This window comes from Vibrio chemaguriensis (genome assembly GCF_012275705.1).
GTDB classification, from domain to species: domain Bacteria; phylum Pseudomonadota; class Gammaproteobacteria; order Enterobacterales; family Vibrionaceae; genus Vibrio; species Vibrio diabolicus.
Genome location: NZ_SHOE01000018.1, coordinates 1 through 21,215, shown reverse-complemented (window position 1 = coordinate 21,215; position 21,215 = coordinate 1). Strand labels below are relative to the sequence as shown.

The 21,215-nt window shown below is 44.4% G+C and carries 17 protein-coding genes; 8 read left to right on the top strand and 9 right to left on the bottom strand.

Features of this window, described 5'->3' with window-relative positions; all coding sequences use genetic code 11:
* The first annotated feature begins 220 nt into the window (after positions 1-220).
* From lolC to lolE, 3 genes are read left to right on the top strand one after another with little or no spacing between them, the layout of a single operon-like run.
* Positions 221-1,429 carry a lipoprotein-releasing ABC transporter permease subunit LolC gene (gene lolC, locus EX191_RS16420; protein WP_065645406.1) on the top strand — a complete coding sequence of 403 codons (1,209 nt, stop codon included), beginning with the start codon at positions 221-223 and terminating at the stop codon, positions 1,427-1,429.
* Positions 1,422-2,129 (top strand): lipoprotein-releasing ABC transporter ATP-binding protein LolD, encoded by a 708-nt coding sequence (gene lolD, locus EX191_RS16415; protein ID WP_046874713.1) that lies wholly within the window; start codon positions 1,422-1,424, stop codon positions 2,127-2,129. Before lolC ends, lolD begins: the two co-directional genes overlap by 8 nt.
* A gap of 2 nt (positions 2,130-2,131) precedes the next feature.
* A complete protein-coding gene (gene lolE / locus EX191_RS16410; RefSeq protein WP_193448071.1) occupies positions 2,132-3,376 on the top strand; it encodes a lipoprotein-releasing ABC transporter permease subunit LolE in 1,245 nt (414 codons plus the stop codon).
* Between the two features lie 148 nt (positions 3,377-3,524).
* On the opposite strand, the gene EX191_RS16405 is transcribed toward lolE, so the two are convergent.
* Positions 3,525-4,034: a DUF2062 domain-containing protein gene (locus EX191_RS16405; protein WP_006742150.1), complete on the bottom strand. Its 510-nt coding sequence runs from the start codon at positions 4,032-4,034 to the stop codon at positions 3,525-3,527.
* Positions 4,035-4,042: 8 nt separating this feature from the next.
* On the opposite strand from EX191_RS16405, the gene EX191_RS16400 reads away from it, so the two are divergent.
* The 5 genes from EX191_RS16400 to kdsB are packed head-to-tail and all read left to right on the top strand — an operon-like array spanning position 4,043 to position 10,009.
* On the top strand, positions 4,043-6,301 hold the full coding sequence (locus EX191_RS16400; RefSeq protein WP_193448070.1) for a DNA internalization-related competence protein ComEC/Rec2: 2,259 nt from the start codon (positions 4,043-4,045) through the stop codon (positions 6,299-6,301).
* 31 nt (positions 6,302-6,332) lie between these two features.
* Complete coding sequence (gene msbA, locus EX191_RS16395) at positions 6,333-8,081, top strand: lipid A ABC transporter ATP-binding protein/permease MsbA (protein WP_005390646.1); 1,749 nt, start codon at positions 6,333-6,335, stop codon at positions 8,079-8,081.
* A 5-nt stretch (positions 8,082-8,086) separates the two neighbouring features.
* Positions 8,087-9,094, top strand: a complete 1,008-nt coding sequence (lpxK, locus tag EX191_RS16390; RefSeq protein WP_193448069.1) for a tetraacyldisaccharide 4'-kinase — start codon at positions 8,087-8,089, stop codon at positions 9,092-9,094.
* Positions 9,075-9,254, top strand: coding sequence for a Trm112 family protein (locus EX191_RS16385; protein ID WP_005390649.1), 180 nt, complete (start codon positions 9,075-9,077; stop codon positions 9,252-9,254). The genes lpxK and EX191_RS16385 overlap by 20 nt, the downstream gene beginning before the upstream one ends.
* Complete coding sequence (gene kdsB, locus EX191_RS16380) at positions 9,254-10,009, top strand: 3-deoxy-manno-octulosonate cytidylyltransferase (RefSeq protein ID WP_005390653.1); 756 nt, start codon at positions 9,254-9,256, stop codon at positions 10,007-10,009. Before EX191_RS16385 ends, kdsB begins: the two co-directional genes overlap by 1 nt.
* A gap of 77 nt (positions 10,010-10,086) precedes the next feature.
* On the opposite strand, the gene EX191_RS16375 is transcribed toward kdsB, so the two are convergent.
* From EX191_RS16375 to pflB, 8 genes are all read right to left on the bottom strand, one after another.
* Positions 10,087-11,646, bottom strand: a complete 1,560-nt coding sequence (locus EX191_RS16375; RefSeq protein ID WP_006742146.1) for a SpoVR family protein — start codon at positions 11,644-11,646, stop codon at positions 10,087-10,089.
* Positions 11,647-11,657: 11 nt separating this feature from the next.
* Positions 11,658-12,929, bottom strand: a complete 1,272-nt coding sequence (locus EX191_RS16370) for a YeaH/YhbH family protein (protein WP_193448068.1) — start codon at positions 12,927-12,929, stop codon at positions 11,658-11,660.
* A 47-nt stretch (positions 12,930-12,976) separates the two neighbouring features.
* Positions 12,977-14,911 (bottom strand): PrkA family serine protein kinase, encoded by a 1,935-nt coding sequence (locus EX191_RS16365; RefSeq protein ID WP_005390658.1) that lies wholly within the window; start codon positions 14,909-14,911, stop codon positions 12,977-12,979.
* A 486-nt stretch (positions 14,912-15,397) separates the two neighbouring features.
* Positions 15,398-15,898, bottom strand: a complete 501-nt coding sequence (locus EX191_RS16360; RefSeq protein ID WP_005390659.1) for a YfbU family protein — start codon at positions 15,896-15,898, stop codon at positions 15,398-15,400.
* Between the two features lie 136 nt (positions 15,899-16,034).
* Complete coding sequence (locus tag EX191_RS16355) at positions 16,035-16,700, bottom strand: energy-coupling factor ABC transporter permease (protein WP_006742143.1); 666 nt, start codon at positions 16,698-16,700, stop codon at positions 16,035-16,037.
* Between the two features lie 155 nt (positions 16,701-16,855).
* Complete coding sequence (pflA, locus tag EX191_RS16350) at positions 16,856-17,596, bottom strand: pyruvate formate lyase 1-activating protein (protein ID WP_104971455.1); 741 nt, start codon at positions 17,594-17,596, stop codon at positions 16,856-16,858.
* A gap of 211 nt (positions 17,597-17,807) precedes the next feature.
* A complete protein-coding gene (locus EX191_RS16345) occupies positions 17,808-18,785 on the bottom strand; it encodes a lipid A deacylase LpxR family protein (protein ID WP_167394145.1) in 978 nt (325 codons plus the stop codon).
* A 153-nt stretch (positions 18,786-18,938) separates the two neighbouring features.
* A complete protein-coding gene (gene pflB / locus EX191_RS16340; protein ID WP_193448107.1) occupies positions 18,939-21,212 on the bottom strand; it encodes a formate C-acetyltransferase in 2,274 nt (757 codons plus the stop codon).
* Positions 21,213-21,215: the final 3 nt, after the last annotated feature.

Below are 21,215 nucleotides of genomic sequence, written 5' to 3'. Positions count from 1 at the left end.
CCTGTTCACTCAACAAACAAAGAGAAGTAGGGCACTGATTATCGCTAACTGAATGAAGTTATCAAGTTTACCTGATTTGTCCTTGAACTTTTTGCCCTAAATACAGACTTATTGCATGTCGTTGACAAATTTAGCGATTCTCTTGTCTTCTTAATGAGAAGAGTAAGGTAAGATAATCTGCTAAAGCTTTATATCAAAACAACCAGTTGGTTTGTCTTATATGTATCATCCTATCTCATTATTTATTGGTTTGAGATATCTTCGGGGACGCTCTGGAGATAGGTTCAGCCGATTTGTTTCTTATATGTCGACGGCGGGTATTACGATCGGTGTAATGGCGTTGGTGACGGTTCTTTCTGTGATGAATGGGTTCGAATCGCAGTTAAAAGAGCGCATTTTAGGTGTGCTGCCTCACGCTGTTGTTTCACAACACGATGGAAAAACGCCGTTGACCGAGTCTGCCCCTTCATTTGTTCAAGCGATGTCGAGTGAATCTGAACCGGAGCCTATCGTGCGTGGAGAGGCTGTAATTCAGAGTTCTGCGCAACTGACGGCAGGTTACCTCATTGGCATTGAACCAAAGAAAGGCGACCCGATTAGCAACCATTTGATTGCTGGGCGATTATCGTCACTTCAAGCGGGCGATTACAATGTCTTTTTAGGTCATAGTTTGGCGCGCTCTCTAAAGGTATCAATGGGGGATAAAGTGCGCTTAATGGTGACCAACGCGACGCAGTTTACCCCACTTGGCCGTATTCCTAGCCAGCGCAATTTTACTGTCGCTGGTATTTTCAATACGGGATCGGACGTTGATGGTCAATTAATGATTGTTAACATGACGGATGCATCTAAGCTGATGCGTTTTCCGAAAGACACGGTTTCTGGTTGGCGTGTCTTTTTCTCTGATCCATTTATGGTGACGGATTTTGCTGATCAACCCATGCCTGACGGGTGGCAATGGAGTGATTGGCGCGAACAGCGTGGTGAGCTTTTCCAAGCGGTGAAAATGGAAAAGAACATGATGGGACTTATGCTAGGTCTAATTGTGGGCGTTGCTGCATTCAATATTATCTCCGCCTTAATCATGGTGGTGATGGAGAAGCAATCAGAAGTCGCAATATTGAAAACTCAAGGCATGACTCAATCTCAAGTGATGACCATTTTCATGGTGCAAGGTGCAAGCAGTGGTGTAATTGGCGCGATTGTCGGTGGTGCTGCGGGCGTGATCTTGTCACTTAACCTGAACGCTATTCTTGAATCTGCTGGTGTGGCGCTATTCAGTTTTGGTGGTCATCTACCCATCTTGATTGATTCACTGCAAATTCTTTTAGTGGTGGTGTTGGCGATTGCTCTTAGCCTTGCTGCTACGCTTTATCCTTCTTATCGAGCATCTTCTGTTAAACCTGCTGAGGCACTTCGCTATGAATAAGCTATTAGAATGTCGTGATATTCGTAAAGTCTACCGAGAGGGTTCGTTAGATACGGAAGTGTTGAAAGGCGTAAGTTTCGATATCGATAAAGGGGAACTGGTTTCTATTGTTGGCTCTTCTGGTTCGGGAAAAAGTACCTTATTGCATATTTTAGGGGCGTTAGATGACGCAACTCATGGTGAAGTTGATTTTCTAGGGCAAAACCTATCGGCTTTAAGTTCGAATAAACAGGCGGCTTTACGCAACAAGCACCTTGGTTTTGTATACCAGTTCCATCACTTGTTAGCTGATTTTACTGCGCTTGAAAACGTGGCGATGCCACTGATGATTGGCGGCGCTAAAGTAACGGATGCAAAACAGGCGGCTAAAGCGCTGTTAGATAAAGTGGGTTTGAGTCATCGGATGCAACACAGGCCTTCTGAGTTATCGGGCGGTGAGCGTCAGCGTGTTGCGATTGCGCGTGCATTGGTGAATAAGCCTGATCTGGTTTTGGCCGATGAACCTACGGGGAACTTAGATCACAATACGGCACTGTCTATCTATGATTTGATGCGCGAGCTCAATAAAGAGTCAAACATTGCATTTTTGGTTGTCACGCATGACAAAGAGCTGGCAGCGAAAATGGATCGTCAAATGCACATGCAAGATGGTTTGCTCGTAGATCGTTTTGTGACTGATACTGCGTCTGCGGAGGGCTAATTTTGTTTTCATCTTTAGCATTGATGATTGGTGGTCGCTTCAGTCGAGCGAAAAAGCGCAACAAGATGGTGTCTTTCATTTCGCTTTCTTCAACGATTGGCATTGCGGTTGGTGTAGCCGTGATCATTATCGGTCTTTCTGCAATGAATGGCTTTGAGCGCGAGCTGCAATCGCGTGTGTTGTCAGTTATTCCACACGGTGAGTTGGAAGGCGTAAATGGTCCGCTTCATAACTACACCAAAACGATGAATCAAGCTCTAAACCATGAAGATGTTGTTGCGGCAGCGCCGTACGTTCGTTTTACGGGGTTAGCAGAAAAAGGCAGTAATCTAAAAGCGATAGAAGTTCGTGGCGTAGAGCCTACTTTCGAGCAAGCGGTGTCGAGCTTATCGAATTTTATTGACCAGGAAGCTTGGCAAAACTTTTATGCCGGTCAGCAGCAAGTGATCTTAGGCCGAGGTGTCGCAAACGAGCTAAATGTCGCCGTGGGGGATTACATTACGTTGATGATTCCGCAAACAGGCGGCGCAAACAAAGTGCAGGCTCCTAAGCGTGTGCGCGTGAAGGTGTCAGGGTTCTTAACGTTGAATGGCCAAATCGACCACTCTCTAGCGTTAGTACCATTAGCGGATGCTCAGCAATACGCGAGGTTAGGGGAAGGGGTCACTGGCATTTCACTAAAAACGGATGATGTTCTCAATGCGCCTTCTATTGTTCGTGAGGTAGGTAGCATGGTGGATGTTTACGTGTATTTGAAAAGCTGGCAGCAAAAGTTTGGTTTTTTGTATCGCGATATTCAGCTCGTACGCACCATTATGTACTTGGTGATGGTACTCGTGATTGGTGTGGCATGTTTTAACATTGTGTCTACGCTGATGATGGCAGTGAAAGATCGAGCCGCAGAAATTGCAATTTTGCGAACAATGGGAGCAAAAGATAGCCTAATCAAACGTATCTTTGTTTGGCAAGGCGTGTTCTCTGGTGTATTTGGCAGTCTCGTCGGCAGTGTTATTGGTGTCTTAGTGGCGTTAAACCTGACTCCGTTAATTAAAGGGTTAGAGAGCTTAATCGGTCATCAGTTTTTATCGGGTGATATTTACTTCGTCGACTTCTTACCATCACAGTTACACTGGCCAGACGTAGCATTGGTGTCGGTGACGGCGATCGTTTTGAGTTTGCTTGCAACGTGGTATCCCGCTTCTCGCGCCGCGAAGTTAAATCCGGCAGCGGTGCTGAGTTCTAAATAACCAACCGTTTTACAATACGAGAAAAGCAAAAAGGACCGAATTCGGTCCTTTTTTGTATTTATCCAACTTGAGCGACATCGTGTTTCATTCTAACTGTTAGGTGCCCCTCAACTGATAGCGCAAATGCTGATTTTTATGCAGTAACGTCTTATCTTATTTTGCGTTTTTGCCAGCTCCGAACCACTGAGTAGCGCCAAAGTCCTCTAATGCCGAAGTAGCCAATAATCGCGGATATGACACCACAGATAGCACAGCCTAATAAGAATGGAGGGCCAATAGTGCTCATCTGTTGCATGATGAATTCCCACGAAAGTTCAAAGTGGAAAGGTTGCGGAGGAACATGCATCACTAAAGCGCCAAGCTTATACGCAAAATAAAATAACACAGGCATGGTGATGGGGTTGCTTATCCATACCAAAGCGACGGAGAGAGGTAAATTGACGCCAAGCATGATTGCCAAACCTGCAGCCATGATCATTTGGCTTGGTAGCGGAACAAATGCCATAAATAACCCGACAGCAAAAGCCCCAGACGCCGAGCGACGATTTAAACACCACAAGTTCGGGTTGTATAACACATTGCCGAAGACCTTCAATGCTTTTTGGCGTTTGATCAATTCATGATCTGGCATGAAGCGTTTTATCAGCTTTCTAGGCATAGGACAGCATGACTCTCTCAGAAAAAAGTTGGACCTTGGCGTTATTTGTAGCGAGCGTAATTTCGTCAGCTTGGTGGCCGACAATACCAGATTGGCGTTGGTTGCTGCTGGGAATAATAACCACTGGCTCAATAATCAAATTACGTCGTGGCTTAATTAGCATAGGCGCAATTGCGGGCTTTATGGTTGTCATCGTCCACGGCAATGTATTGGAGTCTCAGAGACAAGCCCTTTTTCAAGCAGGGGAGAATATTACCATAATTGGTAAAGTTGACAGCCCTTTTACGCAAATAAGTCACGGATATGAAGGCATTGTGGCTCTAAAAAAGGTAAATTCTCAAACTCTGTTACCTTTTCTTAAACCTAAAATCCGTCTTATTACGCCTTTTCCACTCGATGTTAACAGTGAGTTTACGACATCTGTCTCGCTAAAGCCGATTACAGGCCTACGCAACGAAGCTGGTTTTGACGCCGAAAAGCACGCAATGGGTAAAAGTATTATCGCACGCGGTGTTGTTAACAAGGATGTTACCTGGATTATTCGTTCTACTACATCTTTGCGCCAAGCCATTATCGCTGATGTTTCGGAGGATGTGTCCTCCCTTCATCATTTCTCGTTAATAAATGCGTTAGTTTTTGCCGATCGCTCTTGGTTATCTAAGGAGGATTGGCAAGCACTCAGAGACAGTGGTTTACTGCACTTGGTCTCGATTTCGGGCTTACATATTGGTATGGCGTTCACTTTTGGGCTAGTGGTGGGCGGTGCCATTCGTTATACGTTACCTCAATACCAGCTATTGCCTAGCTTATGTGGGCTGATGTTTGCCGTTGCCTATGCTTGGTTAGCGGACTTCTCATTACCTACTACCCGCGCGGTGTCGGTATGTGTTATTTACGTCGTTCTCAAGTATACCTTAGTGCACTGGGCTTCCTGGCGAGTACTTTTGCTCGCGGTAGCGCTACAACTGCTTGTTCAACCTTTTGCATCGTATAGCATGAGTTTTTGGTTATCGTATTTGTCAGTTTGCGCAGTGTTGTTCGCAATCAATTTGATTCGGCATCAAAACGGGGGCTGGAAGGCGAAGTTAAAAGTGCTATTGCTTACTCAATTGATGTTGAGTGTGTTAATCGTGCCTATTAGTGGCTATTACTTTTCTGGTTTCAGTTTGTCATCAATTGCATACAACTTGGCGTTTATTCCTTGGTTCGGATTTATCGTTGTGCCTTTGATGTTTCTGGCCCTGTTCTCATCTTTATTTCTTGAAATGATAGCAAAGTCTCTGTGGCAGTTGGTGGACTGGTCATTGCAGCCATTGAGCACGTCAATTCAGTACGCGATAGGCTCCTGGCAACCCATTAGTATAGAAATGACAGGGTTGATTCTGGCGGGAATTGTTTGCTTGGTGTTTCAACGATTCATGTTTCAGTACGCGTGGTGTTTGTTACTTGGCATTGTAATTAGTATTAAGCTCACATCGGAATATGATCAGCAACATTGGCGCATTGATGTACTAGATGTGGGCCATGGCCTTGCGGTGATTGTAGAAAAAGACGATAAAGTGTTGCTCTATGACACAGGTAAAGCATGGCAAAATGGCAGTATTGCGGAGCAGGTCGTCACTCCGGTCTTGCATCAACGAGGTTATGAAAGCATCGATACGATGATCCTCAGCCATTCCGACAATGACCATGCAGGAGGGCGCTTGTTCATTGAAGATGCCTTTTCGCCACAGCGCAAACTCAGTAGCCAAAACTTTATCGGATATGAGTCTTGTACTCGCGGCGATCATTGGAAATGGCAAGGGTTAAATATAGAAGTACTTTGGCCTCCTGCTCTTGTTCAACGTGCATATAATCCGCACTCCTGTGTACTACGTCTTACTGACCCTATTTCTATGTTCAGTATGCTTTTTACTGGTGATATTGAGACCATTAGCGAGTGGATCTTGCTCAGGGAGCCTGAAAAGTTAAAAAGTGATGTGATGTTGGTCCCTCATCATGGTAGTAAAAGTTCGTCGAATCCTCGCTTTATTGAGGCGGTAAACCCGAGTGTGGCCGTTGCTTCTTTGGCAAAAAATAATCAATGGGGAATGCCGGCAGAACATGTTGTTGCAGCATATCGCAAGCTTGACATTACTTGGCTTGATACTGGGGAATATGGTCAGGTAAGCTTCTCTATTCACCGTGATAATTGGCGCTCAGAAACCAAACGTAGCGATACATTTGAGCCTTGGTATAGGCAGATGCTGCGTAAGGGAGTAGAATGAGAGTCTTAATGTAAGAAAATAAAGCACTTCTATGTCGATAAATACTGATGAAACGACTTGGCAGACGTTTAAGCGTCTATGGCAATTTATTCGCCTTTACAAGTCAGGTCTTGTCGTTGCAGTCATTGCATTAGTTATTAATGCTATATCAGATACCTATATGATTTCCCTATTAAAACCATTACTAGATGAAGGTTTTGGGAACGCTGAATCTGATTTTCTACGCACGCTTCCATTGATTATTTTTGCCATGATGTTTGTCCGTGGCATAAGTGGATTTGTCTCCACATACTGTTTGAGCTGGGTATCCGGCAATGTGGTTATGCAAGTCCGCCGTATGGTATTCAATCACTTTATGCATATGCCTGTGTCTTACTTCGATAAGGAAAAGACGGGCAATTTATTGTCACGTATTACCTACGATTCAGAGCAAGTCTCTGCGGCAACTAGCCAAGCGTTAGTGAGCATCGTTCGCGAAGGTGCAAGTATCATTGGCCTGTTAGTCCTGATGTTTTACAACAGCTGGCAGTTGTCGTTAGTGCTGTTTGCTGTTGCTCCTGTTGTCGCGTGGGGTATTGGTGTCGTTTCTAAACGTTTTAGAAAAATATCCAAAAATATGCAGACAATGATGGGCAACGTGACTGCGTCAGCAGAGCAGATGCTTAAAGGCCATAAAGTCGTGCTGAGCTACGGCGGCCAGGATATCGAACGTAAACGATTTGAGAAGGTCAGCAACCAAATGCGTCAACAAAGCATGAAGTTGGTGACAGCTCAAGCAGCGGCTAACCCTATCATCCAAATGATTGCGTCACTTGCTATTGTTGCCGTTCTTTACTTAGCAAGTATTGACTCGATTAAAGAGCAACTGACTCCAGGTACATTTACCGTTGTCTTCTCTGCGATGTTTGGTTTGATGCGTCCGCTTAAAGCGCTTACTAACGTTACCTCTCAGTTCCAACGTGGTATGGCCGCGAGCCAAACGCTCTTTGCGTTGATTGACCTTGAGCCTGAGAAAAACGAAGGTAAGTTGACAGTTGAACGCGCAAATGGCGATGTTTCAGTTAAAAACGTAAGCTTTACTTATACTGGCGCAGAAAAGCCAGCATTGGAAAATGTCAGCTTCGATATTCCAAGAGGGAAGACCGTTGCGCTGGTTGGTCGTTCCGGTTCCGGTAAAAGTACCATCGCGAACTTGTTCAATCGTTTCTATGATGTTGATAGTGGATCTATCACATTAGACGGACATGATATTCGTGAATACGAGCTAAAGAACTTGCGTCAGCAGTTTGCGCTAGTATCACAAAATGTTCATTTATTTAATGACACGATTGCAAACAATATTGCTTACGCAACGGATGGAAAATACGAGCGTAGTGATATCGAGAAAGCGGCAAAACTCGCGCATGCTATGGAATTCATCAGCAAAATGGATGATGGACTTGATACCATGATTGGTGAAAATGGCGCGAGTCTATCTGGCGGTCAACGTCAACGTGTCGCTATTGCACGTGCTCTATTGCGTGATGCACCGGTATTGATTCTTGATGAGGCGACCTCTGCTTTGGATACGGAATCAGAACGCGCTATCCAAGCTGCATTAGATGAGCTGCAGAAAGACAAAACGGTACTCGTGATTGCGCACCGCTTATCCACAATCGAGAAAGCCGATGAAATTCTTGTGGTTGATGATGGCGCCATCATTGAGCGTGGCAACCACGCCGATCTTATTGCAAAAAATGGTGCGTATGCACAATTGCACCGTATTCAGTTTGGTGAATAGACGCGGTGGTTGAAAAAATCTGGTTTGAAAACCATCCAATAAAATACCTCTTGTGGCCGCTTTTGTGGCCACTGAGTGTATTATTTGGAGCAATAAGTAAGTCTAAGCGAAAGCAATATCAATCAGGCCGTAAGCAAGCCTACAACGCGCCTATCCCTGTTATTGTTGTCGGCAATATCACAGCTGGTGGTAATGGCAAAACGCCAGTTGTGGTTTGGCTTGTTGAGCAACTGCAACAGCTTGGGCTTAAGCCAGGGGTCGTTTCTCGTGGCTATGGAGCAAAAGCTCCGGCCTATCCGTTAGTGCTAAAAGAAGATACGCCTGCGAAACATTGTGGTGATGAGCCTAAGTTGATTCATCGCCGCACAGGAGCGCCTGTTGCGGTAGACCCGGTGCGTTCAAATGCTGTGAAAGCACTGTTAGAGTCAGGTGTGGATATCATTATTACGGACGATGGGTTACAACATTATGCGTTAGGCCGTGATATTGAGTTAGTGATTGTGGATGGGAATCGCCGATTTGGGAATGAAAGCCTCATTCCGCTTGGCCCACTTCGTGAAGGGGTCGAGCGTCTTGCTGAAGTCGACTTTATCATCACCAATGGTGGTCAAGCACATACGGGCGAAATCGCAATGACTTTAGCGCCATCTAAAGCCATTAACCTCAAGACTAAGCAACTTGTGGACGTTTCTGAATTAAAAGAGCTAGTGGCATTTGCAGGGATTGGGCATCCACCACGATTTTTTCATACACTAAACTCGATGAACGCAGATGTTAAAGTCACAAAAGGTTTCGCTGACCATCAAGACTTTAACCAACAAGAATTAGAAGCATTGGCTCAACAAGGGGCCAATGTGATTATGACCGAGAAAGATGCCGTCAAGTGCAGCCATTATGCGCAAGATAATTGGTGGTATCTGCCTGTATCTGCCCAGTTTGAACCAAACGATGCAGAGCAAATTTTAAAGAGAATAAAAGAGGTTAAAGCGGCTTATGGATCACCGTCTGCTTGAGATTGTAGCTTGCCCTGTTTGCAAAGGTAAGCTGACGTACGATAAAGAGAATCAAGAGTTGATCTGCAAATTGGATCGCCTCGCTTACCCAATCAAAGAAGGTATTCCCGTTCTGCTCGAGCCTGAGGCTCGTACTATGAGTATGGATGAGGGACGCTAATGTCTTTTACGGTTGTCATTCCTTCGCGTTACGCATCGAGCCGTTTGCCTGGTAAACCGTTGGCGGATATTGGCGGTAAGCCAATGGTTCAGTGGGTTTACGAGCAAGCGCTACAAGCGGGTGCGGAAGATGTTATCGTGGCAACTGATGACGAGCGTGTTGCTGATGCTGTCTCGTCGTTTGGTGGTAAAGTCTGTATGACCTCTCCCAATCACGAGTCAGGTACTGAACGCCTTGCTGAAGTTGTTGAAAAGATGGCTATTCCTGCAGACCACATTATTGTTAATGTGCAAGGGGACGAGCCTTTGATTCCACCGTCTATCATTCGTCAGGTTGCTGATAACTTATCGGGATGTGATGCTCCGATGGCGACATTAGCCGTAGAAATAGACTCGGAAGAAGAAGTGTTCAATCCGAATGCAGTTAAAGTTGTGGCTAATGAGCAAGGCTATGCGATGTACTTTAGCCGAGCAACTATCCCTTGGGATCGCGATAACTTTGCCAAACAAGACAAAATCATTGCCAACCCATTAATGCGTCATATTGGTATTTATGCTTATCGAGCTGGTTTTATTAATACGTATGTAAACTGGGCTCCGAGCGCATTGGAGCAGATCGAGTGCCTTGAGCAACTACGAGTGCTTTGGTACGGTGAAAAAATTCATGTAGCGGTAGCGAAAGAAGCGCCAGCAGCCGGCGTTGATACGCCAGAAGATCTAGAGGCGGTGCGCGCTATTGTGGCGAAGCAAGCATAACTAAAGGTCACATTGAATTAAGAACGAGAAAGGCTCCTAATTCAGGAGCCTTTTTGTTGCTTATATCCAAGTATTAGTTAGATGTTTGTGTCATATTGGTTCCGTTTAGGGCAGGTCGCTAAGACTTCTCGGTGACCTGTGTCTTTTACTTCTTGCAGAATGACATCAAATCCCCACAATCGGTACACGTGTTTCAGAACTTCTTCATAACTGTCATCAAGCGGGATTCGGTTATGAGGTACGTATTGCAACGTGAGTGAGCGATCACCACGAACATCGACATTAAATACCTGAATGTTTGGCTCAAGATTAGATAAGTTGTACTGAGCGGCTAAGGTTTCTCTAATGCGTTTATAACCCATCTCATCGTGTATCGCGGCGACTTCAATAAAGTTTTTGTGGTCATCATCGTTGATCGCAAACAGCTTGAAATCACGCATTAATTTCGGAGAAAGGTATTGGCTAATGAAGCTTTCATCTTTGAAATTATGCATCGCGAAATGTACCGCATCTAACCAATCTGTTCCTGCCAAATCCGGAAACCACTCCTTGTCCTCATCAGTTGGTTCTTCACAGATACGTTTAATATCTCGGAACATTGCAAAGCCCAAGGCGTATGGATTAATACCATTAAAGTAAGGGCTATTATAAGGCGGTTGAGCTACCACACTGGTATGGCTATGTAAGAACTCTAGAATGAACTTTTCGGATACCAAACCCTCATCGTAAAGATGATTGAGAATGGTGTAATGCCAGAATGTTGCCCAGCCTTCGTTCATGACCTGCGTTTGTTTTTGCGGATAAAAATACTGACTGATTTTGCGTACAATCCGCACGACTTCACGTTGCCACGGCTCTAGTAGCGGGGCATGCTTTTCGAAAAAGTAGAGCAAGTTTTCCTGAGGCTCGCTTGGGAATCGCTCTTTAAGATCTTCCTCTTTGGTTTTGGCTCTTGGTACTGTGCGCCACAATTCATTCACTTGAGACTGTAAGTATGCCTCGCGTTCTTCTTGTCGCGCTTTCTCTTCGGTAATGGAGATTTTCTCTGGTCGCTTGTAACGATCCACACCAAAGTTCATTAAGGCGTGGCAGGAGTCGAGCAGTTTTTCCACTTCCTGTACTCCATATCGCTCCTCACATTCAGCTAAATACTTTTTGGCAAACAGCAAATAATCGATGATGGAGCTAGCGTCCGTCCAGGTTTGGAACAGATAATTACCTTTGAAGAAAGAGTTGTGCCCGTAACAAGCGTGAGCAATCACCAGCGCTTGCATTGTCACGGTATTTTCTTCCATCAAATAAGCGATACACGGATTGGAGTTAATGACAATCTCGTAGGCTAACCCCATTTGACCATGCTTATAGTTCTGCTCCGTTTGGATGAACTTCTTACCAAACGACCAGTGGTTGTAATTGATGGGCATACCAATACTTGAGTAGGCATCCATCATTTGCTCGGAAGTAATCACTTCTATCTGGTTAGGGTAAGTGTCTAGGCGATAGTGTTGTGCGACACGCTTAATCTCTTTGTGGTAGCGTTCCAACAGCTCAAATGTCCAATCCGGTCCATCTGGCAGCATTTTACTATTACGCTTCTTAGGCGCCTCTCCTGAGAGGTTTTTCGTTGCGGTACTCATCGCTAGCCTCCTTACGCCGTTTCTTTTTGGAATAGTTCACGGAAGACTGGGAAAATATCCTCCACAGAGCGAATGTTTTTCATTGCGAAGTTCGGAAATTCATCGGTAAGCTTTTCGTACTCATGCCATAGAGTTTGGTGCGAGCGTCGCGTAATTTCTATGTAGGAGTAGTACTGACAGTTTGGCAGTAGTTTGTTCACTAATAGATCGCGGCATCTTGGCGAGTCATCTGCCCAGTTATCGCCATCGGATGCTTGCGCAGCATAAATGTTCCATTGTCCAATTGGATAGCGCTCTTTTACGATTTCGTCCATCAGTTTCAATGCGCTGGATACAATGGTGCCCCCGGTTTCTTGCGAGTAGAAGAACTCGTGTTCGTCCACTTCTTTCGCTTGGGTGTGGTGGCGAATAAAGACAACGTCTACATTCTCGTAAGTACGAGTTAAGAACAGGTATAACAGAACGTAAAAACGTTTTGCGATGTCTTTCGTTGCTTGATCCATCGAGCCCGATACGTCCATCAAACAAAACATCACAGCTTGACTAGATGGTACAGGGCGTTTTTCATAGTTTTTAAAGCGTAAGTCGAAGGTGTCAATAAATGGAACCCCCTCAATTTTCTTACGCAGCTCTTCAATTTCAGCCTTCAAGCGGTTCTCTTCAAACTGCTGAGCGGGTTCAATGTTTTTGATACGAGCAAGTTCATCTTCTAGCTCTTTGAGAAGACGTTTCTTACCCGCGGTCATTGCCGTACGTCGTGCAAGAGATTGTTGCAGCGAACGTACTACCGCAATGTTTGAAGGGATACCAGCAGTTTGAAAGCCTGCGCGGTGCGTTTTCCATTCAGTAATTTTGGCAATTTGGTTTTTTTCTAGATTAGGCAGCTCGAGATCTTCGAACAAAATATCGAGGTACTCATCTTTTGATATTTGGAATACAAATTCGTCTTGGCCTTCTCCATCTGGACTGGCATTGCCTTCTCCCGAGCCACTACCTTGACCGCCACCTTTAGGACGCTCAATTTTATCACCAGTAATGAACTGGTCATTGCCGGGATGAACTCGTTCGCGAACACCACCTTTGCCTTGATGAAAGATCGGCTCATTGATGTCTTTGTGAGGGATAGAGACGTCTTCGCCCGTTTCCGTATTCGTAATCGAGCGTCGATTCACTGCGTCTGCTACCGACTCTTTTGTTTGCTCTTTGTGGCGCTTCAAGAAGCGCTGTCGATTAACAGCGCTCTTGTTCTTGCCATTGAGCCTTCGGTCTATAAATTGCGCCATGAAATAGCCCTCTTCATGTTTCACAAGCGACCTAACTCAATACTGGGTTAGGATGACTTACGTACTCGTAGGTACCACTCAGAAAGTAGGCGAACCTGTTTCTCGGTATAGCCTTTTTCCATCATGCGAGCGACAAAGTCGTCATGCTTCTTCTGATCTTCAGAAGAGGTTTTCGCATTAAATGAGATAACCGGAAGTAGCTCTTCGGTATTGGAGAACATTTTCTTCTCGATTACTGTGCGCAGTTTTTCGTAGCTGGTCCAAACCGGGTTTTGACCATTGTTATTCGCTTTCGCACGAAGCACAAAGTTAACGATTTCGTTTCGGAAATCTTTCGGGTTAGAAATGCCAGCTGTTTTTTCGATCTTCTCTAGTTCAGCATTCAGTGAAGAGCGATCAAATAGCTGACCAGTTTCTGGATCTCGGTACTCTTGGTCTTGAATCCAGAAGTCTGCGTAGGTGACATAGCGGTCGAAGATGTTCTGACCGTATTCAGAGTAAGACTCGAGATAAGCGGTCTGAATCTCTTTACCAATAAATTCAACGTAGCGAGGCACTAGGTAGCCTTTCAAGAACTCGAGATATTTCTCTGCCGTTTCAGCAGGGAACTGTTCACGTTCAACCTGTTGTTCAATCACATAGAACAGGTGTACAGGGTTGGCTGCCACCTCGGTTTGGTCGAAGTTAAATACGCGTGACAAAATCTTAAAGGCGAAACGTGTAGAGAGACCATTCATGCCTTCATCAACACCCGCATAATCACGATACTCTTGATAGCTTTTTGCCTTCGGATCGGTGTCTTTTAGCGTTTCACCATCGTAGACGCGCATTTTTGAGAAAATGGATGAGTTTTCAGGTTCTTTCAGGCGTGAAAGAATACTGAATTGCGCTAGAGTTTCGAGCGTGCTTGGAGAACAAGGAGCCTGAGACAGCTCACTGTTTTCAAGCAGTTTTTGGTAAATTTTCACTTCTTCGGATACGCGGAGACAGTAAGGTACTTTTACAATGTACACACGGTCGAGGAAGGCTTCGTTATTTTTGTTGTTACGGAAAGTCTGCCACTCAGATTCGTTCGAGTGAGCCAGAATCATACCATCGAATGGAATCGCAGATAGACCTTCAGTACCGTTGAAGTTACCTTCTTGCGTTGCCGTCAAAAGTGGGTGAAGTACTTTGATCGGCGCTTTGAACATCTCAACGAATTCCATTAAACCTTGATTTGCTTTACACAGCGCACCGGAGTAGCTGTAGGCATCAGGGTCGTCTTGCGAATAATGTTCGAGTTTACGGATATCGACTTTACCAACCAGTGATGAAATATCTTGGTTGTTTTCATCCCCTGGTTCTGTTTTAGCAATACCGATCTGATCGAGAATTGAAGGGCGAACTTTTACTACTTTAAACTTAGTGATATCACCGCCAAATTCATGAAGGCGTTTAGCGGCCCATGGCGACATAATTGAGCGAAGATAACGTTGCTCGATGCCATATTCTTTTTTCAAAATATCGCCGTCTTCCGTGGCTTTGAATAGACAGAATGGATGGTCATTCACTGGGCTACGTTCGCCATTAGCAGTAAGAACATAGATAGGCATCTGTTCCATCAGAGCCTTAAGTTTTTCAGCAAGTGAGGACTTACCACCGCCGACAGGACCGAGTAGGTAAAGGATCTGCTTACGTTCCTCTAAACCTTGCGCCGCGTGTTTTAGGTAAGACACAATTTGCTCTATGGCATCTTCCATACCATAAAAATCTTTAAAGGTTTCATAACGAGAGATAACACGATTCGAGAAGATGCGGCTCAATCTCGGGTCTTTTGCCGTATCGATTATCTCTGGTTCACCGATCGCCATCAGTAGGCGTTCTGCTGCATTAGCATAAGCGCTTTTGTCATCCTTACACAGGGCTAGAAACTCCTGTAACGACATCTCTTCATCTTTTGCAGCTTCATATCTTGATTGATAGTGGTCGAAAATACTCATGTCGCTTTCCCCTTTAATAGTCAGTCTACCGACGAACGTTGATTCAGGCTTTCCCACCTATTGTTATGCTCCTTGTTGTTTGAATATACGTCCTGTTATCACATTTGGTTCGTACAGAATGTAAGATTGGCGACACCAAAGACTTTGCTTTATGGACAGTTTTTTCATTACAACGGTGAGCGGTGGGTATGAATCTTTCAATCACAGCCTTTCTCTACTTAAGCCTAGTCGGGGATTTGCAATTTTGCTTAACAATTATGAATTTATTGCAAAAGTGACATTTGAATCACTCTTTCACTGAAGATGAATTTATGTCGTGAATAGGTGCAATAGAAATCAGATATTTGGCAAAGACAGAAGGGTCTCAGTGATTCATTGCTCTACATCGCACAAGGGAAGCGTAAGAAGGTGAAAAAGCAGCGGTAAGGTTGTGACAGGGCAAATAAAAAAGGAAAGCGAGAGCTTTCCTTTTCGTAGACGAATATTTTATGCGCTGAAGATTTGTGCAAGCTCGTTTTCGCATAAATGGTACTGACGAGGACAGTTGCGCCAAGTTTGTAGCATACGACGGTATTTATCCAGCATTGGCATTTGGCTGTTAAAGTGATGGTCTGCTTTATCAAATTGAGGGTACAGACCTTCAGAATCAATAAGGAAGCGTACGTAATGGACTTGTTGGGCCTCTGAAGCAATATCAAACCCAAGGAACTGCAAGCGGCGCTGATCCACTTTGTTACGATCTTCGGTATCGAGCATGTTGTAAGATTCTTGCATCGCGTGATACATCTCCATAACGTCGATGATCTCACGACACTCCGCTTCTGAGAGACAGCCGAAATCTTTATTCAACTCACGCATTTGTAGCTCATAGCCACGTTCAACGATCGTTTGTAAGCGTTTGTATTTGGCCGCATTACTTGGATCAAGTTGAGACATAAGGTTGTATTGGTTTGATAGAATCAAACGTTGAGCGTTTGACATTTCCATGATGACCTCACTAGATATCTAATACATTTTTAATGTGCTTAGGTTAACGCTTAAGACATGAGTGAAACATGATCTCAACACATATTTAATACTAAAAAATGGCAAGAACTGTCACTTTTGACCAGTTTAAAAACACTTATTTATGGTAATGATTGTATATGTAGTCTCGGTCTGAAAATACTCTTAGCCACTCTGGCTTGAATACGGTTAAAACCGCCAGTGACATACCATTTAATAGACCCTCAGGGAAGGCAAGCAACGGTACAAAAATAAAGTAGTTATGTTGAATGGTTTCCCAATCGTAATGACCAACCGATAAATGGTAAAAGGAGTTAATCAGCAGATGCAGGCTTCCTGTTATCGCGCCGTTGAAAAAACCTGCAACGAAGATGAATACAAAAATGTTTCTTGGCAAGTAGTGATAACTCAAAAGAAAGACGAGGTAACTAATGAAGATAGGAAGCAGGGCAGACAATACTAAAGACGTGGGTAACTGCAACAACGACACATCATGTAGCAGGTGGTTGACCAGCATTGCAGGGATACTGATTAGAAAGGCCATACGCCAACCATACATCATCGTCAGCGTTGTTAGCGCGAGAAAATGAATCTGTAGTCCTTCTTTTACGCCAGCTTGAGTTGCCCATAAGATACTGAAAAAAAAGAGTGTTGCAAAAACGAGGTGCTGAAATGCTTTTTCCTTTTCAAGCTTGGGCCAAACGACTTTTTTCCAATCTGGTAGACAGTAGGCGAGTACTATCCAAAGTATGACAACCAGAGAGCCCAAGTTAAACCAATCCATGTTACTTCCTTCCTATGCGATCATAACGCAATCATTTCTATTGTTCTTTTTATACCTAAATCACCTCATAGAGATTCATTGCAGGTACTTAGGTATAGTTAAAAAAAATACCAGCAATATGCTGGTATTTTAAAGAGGTTAGTCTTGCTGTTCACTTAGTATTTTACGTTATCGTTGTACTGCGCAAGAATGGATTGAATCTCGTCCATAGTTTCCTTAGGTGGAGGGTTTACCCCTTCGAGTGGGTATTCTAGGCCCAATGCTTCCCATTTATGGGCACCCAATTTGTGATAAGGAAGTAACTCGACCTTTTCGATGTTATCCATATCTTTAATAAACTCACCAAGCATGTGTGCCGCTTCAGGGTCATCTGTGTAACCAGGCACGACTACATAGCGAATCCAAGTTTTCTTTCCGATTTTTTGCAAGTAACGAGCAAAGTCCAATGTACGTCGGTTCGATACGCCGATGAGATCTTGGTGCACTTCATCTTTCATGTGCTTGATATCAAGCATTACTAAGTCTGTTACATCCAGTACTTCATCGATAACATCAGTGTGTTTACGAACATAACCGTTCGTATCTAGACACGTATGAATACCTTCTGCCTTAGCTGCGCGGAAAAAGTCCCGTACAAATTCAGGCTGAAGCATCGCTTCGCCGCCAGAACAAGTAACGCCACCACCTGATGCATTCATGAAGTGGCGGTAACTTTTCGCTTCGGAAATGATCTCTTCAACCGTAACTTCTTTGCCATCATGCGTATCCCATGTATCGCGATTGTGGCAATACTTACAGCGCATCAAACAACCTTGCAAGAAGACGATAAAACGAATACCAGGTCCGTCTACGGTACCACATGACTCAAATGAGTGAATACGACCAGTTGTTGACATCTTTTGCTCTCATTACTAGTAAATTCTAGCTGTTATTTTATTACAAAAAGCAGGGTTAAAACAGCTTTGTCGGTACTAAAGGCAAGGTTATGTGAAGAAAGAAAATAGATAGACCAATCTAAATAAATGCTTGATCACAGGGTTGGTTAATACCAAACGAGAGAACTTGCCTTGTATTTAGATTGGTGTGGATACAGGGATAAGTCAGCTTTTAGAAAAAGGCGAACACAGAGAAGGAGCCTGTCCCATAAACATCAGTTTGGGATTCTTCATAATCTGGCGTTTTTATCGTAAAGGTTAGGCTTGCACCGTAATTTTGGTTATACCAAGTTGCACCCGCTACGGCGCTTGCTTGCCAATTTTGCAGTGTGACGTCGTATGGCGCGGATGGCTCAGGAATACCAGGGCGATCACCTTCGATGGTCATGTCATTGAAACGGTAACGACCTTCAAACCCCGTAAATAAGAACCAGCTTGAAGTATCCTGTGCGAGCATACTCGCTGAGAACGGGCTCTCAACACTAATATTGGCGGCTCCGATGCTGCTTGCTAGGTTTGTACCCCAACGAAACATGACGCCTTGAGAGACATCACTACGGAAGTTACCTGCATTGATGTCGTTAATGTTGGTGATTTCCCATTGCGTTTTTTGTTCTTCGCTGCGCATCAATTTATTAAATACGCGGTAGCCAAGGCTAAACGCCACTTTATCGTCGATCTGGTAATCCCAACCTTGTGGGTCAGTCGAGCCTGTTATGCCGTGAACGATTTCTTGCGCTTTTTCTGAAAGCGAACTTTCACCTGTTGCACCGATGGTGAAGTTGTAGCGGACGGCCTTATCATCAGTCAAAGAAAGATAGTTGATCTCAGTATGTAGATAACCCGCATATGGGCGATCATTGACCAGTGGATAATCCGCTTCAATGTCGCTCGGAGTCCACATTTTGTGGCCAAGAACCAACTCTATTTTATCGATATTGGCGTGTTCTGAGTCAGCCAGACTCAGCCATTTCCATTGGCTTTCTTGTTTCAGTTGGCCTGTTGCGTAGGAAAGAAAAATACCATTTGTGTAGTCTTGGTCGACGCCGAAAATACCATCATTGTCGAGTGTAAAAGAGACCGTAGACTTAGTGGATGCCATCGCAACTGGAGAAAGAAGAGTAAGAACAATTAATTTACTGAGTTTCATATACTTTATTTACTAACTTTTTTCGCATCATACGTAAGAATGTGGGCAAAATCTTTCGTAATATCACAACTTTCATTCAAGAAATAAAAAAAAGGCTGATGCTTAGAAGCATCAGCCTTTGTTGTATCACTAAAACGTTATTTCATTAAAGTCTTATAGAGACTCTGTGAATGTACGTGCGATTACGTCAGCTTGTTGCTCTGCAGTTAGAGAGTTAAAGCGAACAGCGTAACCAGATACACGGATTGTTAGCTGAGGGTATTTCTCTGGGTGCTTAACGGCGTCTTCTAGAGTTTCGCGGTTAAGAACGTTCACGTTTAGGTGTTGACCACCTTCGATACCCGCTTCGTGGTGGAAGTAACCATCCATCAGACCAGCAAGGTTAGCGCGTTGTGAACCCTCATCTTTACCTAGTGCATTAGGTACGATAGAGAATGTGTAAGAGATACCATCTTGTGCGTCAGCAAACGGCAGTTTTGCAACTGAAGTTAGTGATGCTACGGCACCTTTCTCATCGCGACCGTGCATTGGGTTAGCACCTGGAGCAAATGGAGCACCAGCACGACGACCGTCAGGTGTGTTACCAGTTTTCTTACCGTAAACCACGTTTGAAGTGATAGTAAGAATTGACTGAGTAGGGATTGCATCACGGTAAGTCTTAAGCTTACGGATTTTGCCCATAAATACAGAAACAAGTTCACATGCGATATCATCAACGCGTGGGTCGTTGTTACCAAATTTAGGGTAATCACCTTCGATTTCGAAGTCGATTGCTAGACCGTCTTCGTCACGGATTGGCTTAACTTTTGCGTATTTGATTGCAGACAGAGAGTCAGCCGCAACAGATAGACCAGCAATACCACAAGCCATAGTACGTTTAACGTCACGGTCATGTAGAGCCATTAGTGCCGCTTCGTAGCTGTACTTGTCGTGCATGAAGTGGATAGCGTTTAGTGCAGTCACGTACTGCTTCGCTAGCCAATCCATGAAGTGGTCCATTTTCTCCCACAACTCATCGTAGTTCAGTACATCGCCTTCGATCTTCGGCATTTGTGGACCAACTTGGATTTTTAGCTTCTCATCCACACCACCGTTGATGGTGTAAAGCATAGTTTTCGCAAGGTTAGCACGAGCACCAAAGAACTGCATTTGCTTACCAACAACCATTGGAGATACACAACATGCGATTGCGTAGTCGTCAGAGTTCATGTCTGGACGCATTAGGTCGTCGTTTTCGTACTGGATTGAAGAAGTATCGATAGACACTTTCGCACAGAACTTCTTGAAGCCTTCAGGTAGTTGCTCAGACCAAAGAACAGTGATGTTTGGCTCTGGAGAAGGACCCATTGTGTATAGTGAGTTTAGGAAACGGAAGTTTGTACGAGTAACTAGCGTACGACCGTCAAGACCCATACCACCCATAGACTCAGTTGCCCAGATAGGGTCGCCAGAGAATAGATCATCGTACTCAGGAGTACGTAGGAAACGAACCATACGTAGTTTCATTACGAAGTGGTCGATCATTTCCTGAGCTTGTTCTTCTGTGATGCGGCCAGCAGCGATATCGCGCTCGATGAAGATGTCTAGGAACGTAGAAGTACGGCCTAGAGACATTGCCGCGCCGTTTTGAGATTTAACAGCAGCTAGGTAACCGAAGTAAGTCCACTGGATAGCTTCTTGTGCAGTTTCAGCAGGACGAGAAATGTCACAACCGTATTTTGCAGCCATTTCTTTGATTTGACCTAGAGCACGGTGTTGCTCTGCGATCTCTTCACGAAGCTGCATTGTCATTTGTAGGTCTTCGCCGTTCTCGAAACGCTCTTGTAGAGAAGAGAACTGTGCGAATTTATCCTTCATTAGGAAATCAATACCGTATAGAGCAACACGACGGTAGTCACCGATGATACGACCACGACCGTATGCATCAGGAAGACCAGTCAATACGCCAGACTTACGACACGCCATGATTTGTGGAGTGTAGATGTCGAAAACGCCTTGGTTGTGAGTTTTACGGTATTCTGTGTAGATTTTCTTAACTTGTGGGTCAAGCTCGCGGTTGTAGGCTTTGCATGAGCCTTCAACCATACGGATACCACCGTTAGGGATGATCGCACGCTTTAGAGGAGCGTCAGTTTGAAGACCTACGATAGTTTCTAGGTCTTTTTCGATGTAGCCTGCATCGTGAGCAGTGATGGTAGAGATAACTGAAGTATCAAAATCAACAGGAGCGTGAGTCGCGTTCTCTTGTTTGATGCCTTCCATTACCTTAGCCCAAAGCTTGTTAGTCGCTTCAGTACCTTCAGAAACTAGGAAAGATTCGTCGCCTTCGTACGGAGTGTAGTTCTTCTGAATGAAATCACGAACGTTTACTTCGTTTTGCCAGTCGCCTGCAGCAAAACCTTCCCAAGCTCTGTCTCTTATACACATCTC

Bases quoted from the DNA above. Each gene is read 5' to 3' on its own strand.
- lolC (WP_065645406.1), top strand. From the start codon at position 221: ATGTATCATCCTATCTCATTATTTATTGGTTTGAGATATCTTCGGGGA.
- lolD (WP_046874713.1), top strand. From the start codon at position 1,422: ATGAATAAGCTATTAGAATGTCGTGATATTCGTAAAGTCTACCGAGAG.
- EX191_RS16405 (WP_006742150.1), bottom strand. From the start codon at position 4,034: ATGCCTAGAAAGCTGATAAAACGCTTCATGCCAGATCATGAATTGATC.
- EX191_RS16400 (WP_193448070.1), top strand. From the start codon at position 4,043: ATGACTCTCTCAGAAAAAAGTTGGACCTTGGCGTTATTTGTAGCGAGC.
- msbA (WP_005390646.1), top strand. From the start codon at position 6,333: ATGTCGATAAATACTGATGAAACGACTTGGCAGACGTTTAAGCGTCTA.
- EX191_RS16385 (WP_005390649.1), top strand. From the start codon at position 9,075: ATGGATCACCGTCTGCTTGAGATTGTAGCTTGCCCTGTTTGCAAAGGT.
- kdsB (WP_005390653.1), top strand. From the start codon at position 9,254: ATGTCTTTTACGGTTGTCATTCCTTCGCGTTACGCATCGAGCCGTTTG.
- EX191_RS16375 (WP_006742146.1), bottom strand. From the start codon at position 11,646: ATGAGTACCGCAACGAAAAACCTCTCAGGAGAGGCGCCTAAGAAGCGT.
- EX191_RS16370 (WP_193448068.1), bottom strand. From the start codon at position 12,929: ATGGCGCAATTTATAGACCGAAGGCTCAATGGCAAGAACAAGAGCGCT.
- EX191_RS16365 (WP_005390658.1), bottom strand. From the start codon at position 14,911: ATGAGTATTTTCGACCACTATCAATCAAGATATGAAGCTGCAAAAGAT.
- EX191_RS16360 (WP_005390659.1), bottom strand. From the start codon at position 15,898: ATGGAAATGTCAAACGCTCAACGTTTGATTCTATCAAACCAATACAAC.
- EX191_RS16355 (WP_006742143.1), bottom strand. From the start codon at position 16,700: ATGGATTGGTTTAACTTGGGCTCTCTGGTTGTCATACTTTGGATAGTA.
- pflA (WP_104971455.1), bottom strand. From the start codon at position 17,596: ATGTCAACAACTGGTCGTATTCACTCATTTGAGTCATGTGGTACCGTA.
- EX191_RS16345 (WP_167394145.1), bottom strand. From the start codon at position 18,785: ATGAAACTCAGTAAATTAATTGTTCTTACTCTTCTTTCTCCAGTTGCG.
- pflB (WP_193448107.1), bottom strand. From the start codon at position 21,212: ATGTGTATAAGAGACAGAGCTTGGGAAGGTTTTGCTGCAGGCGACTGG.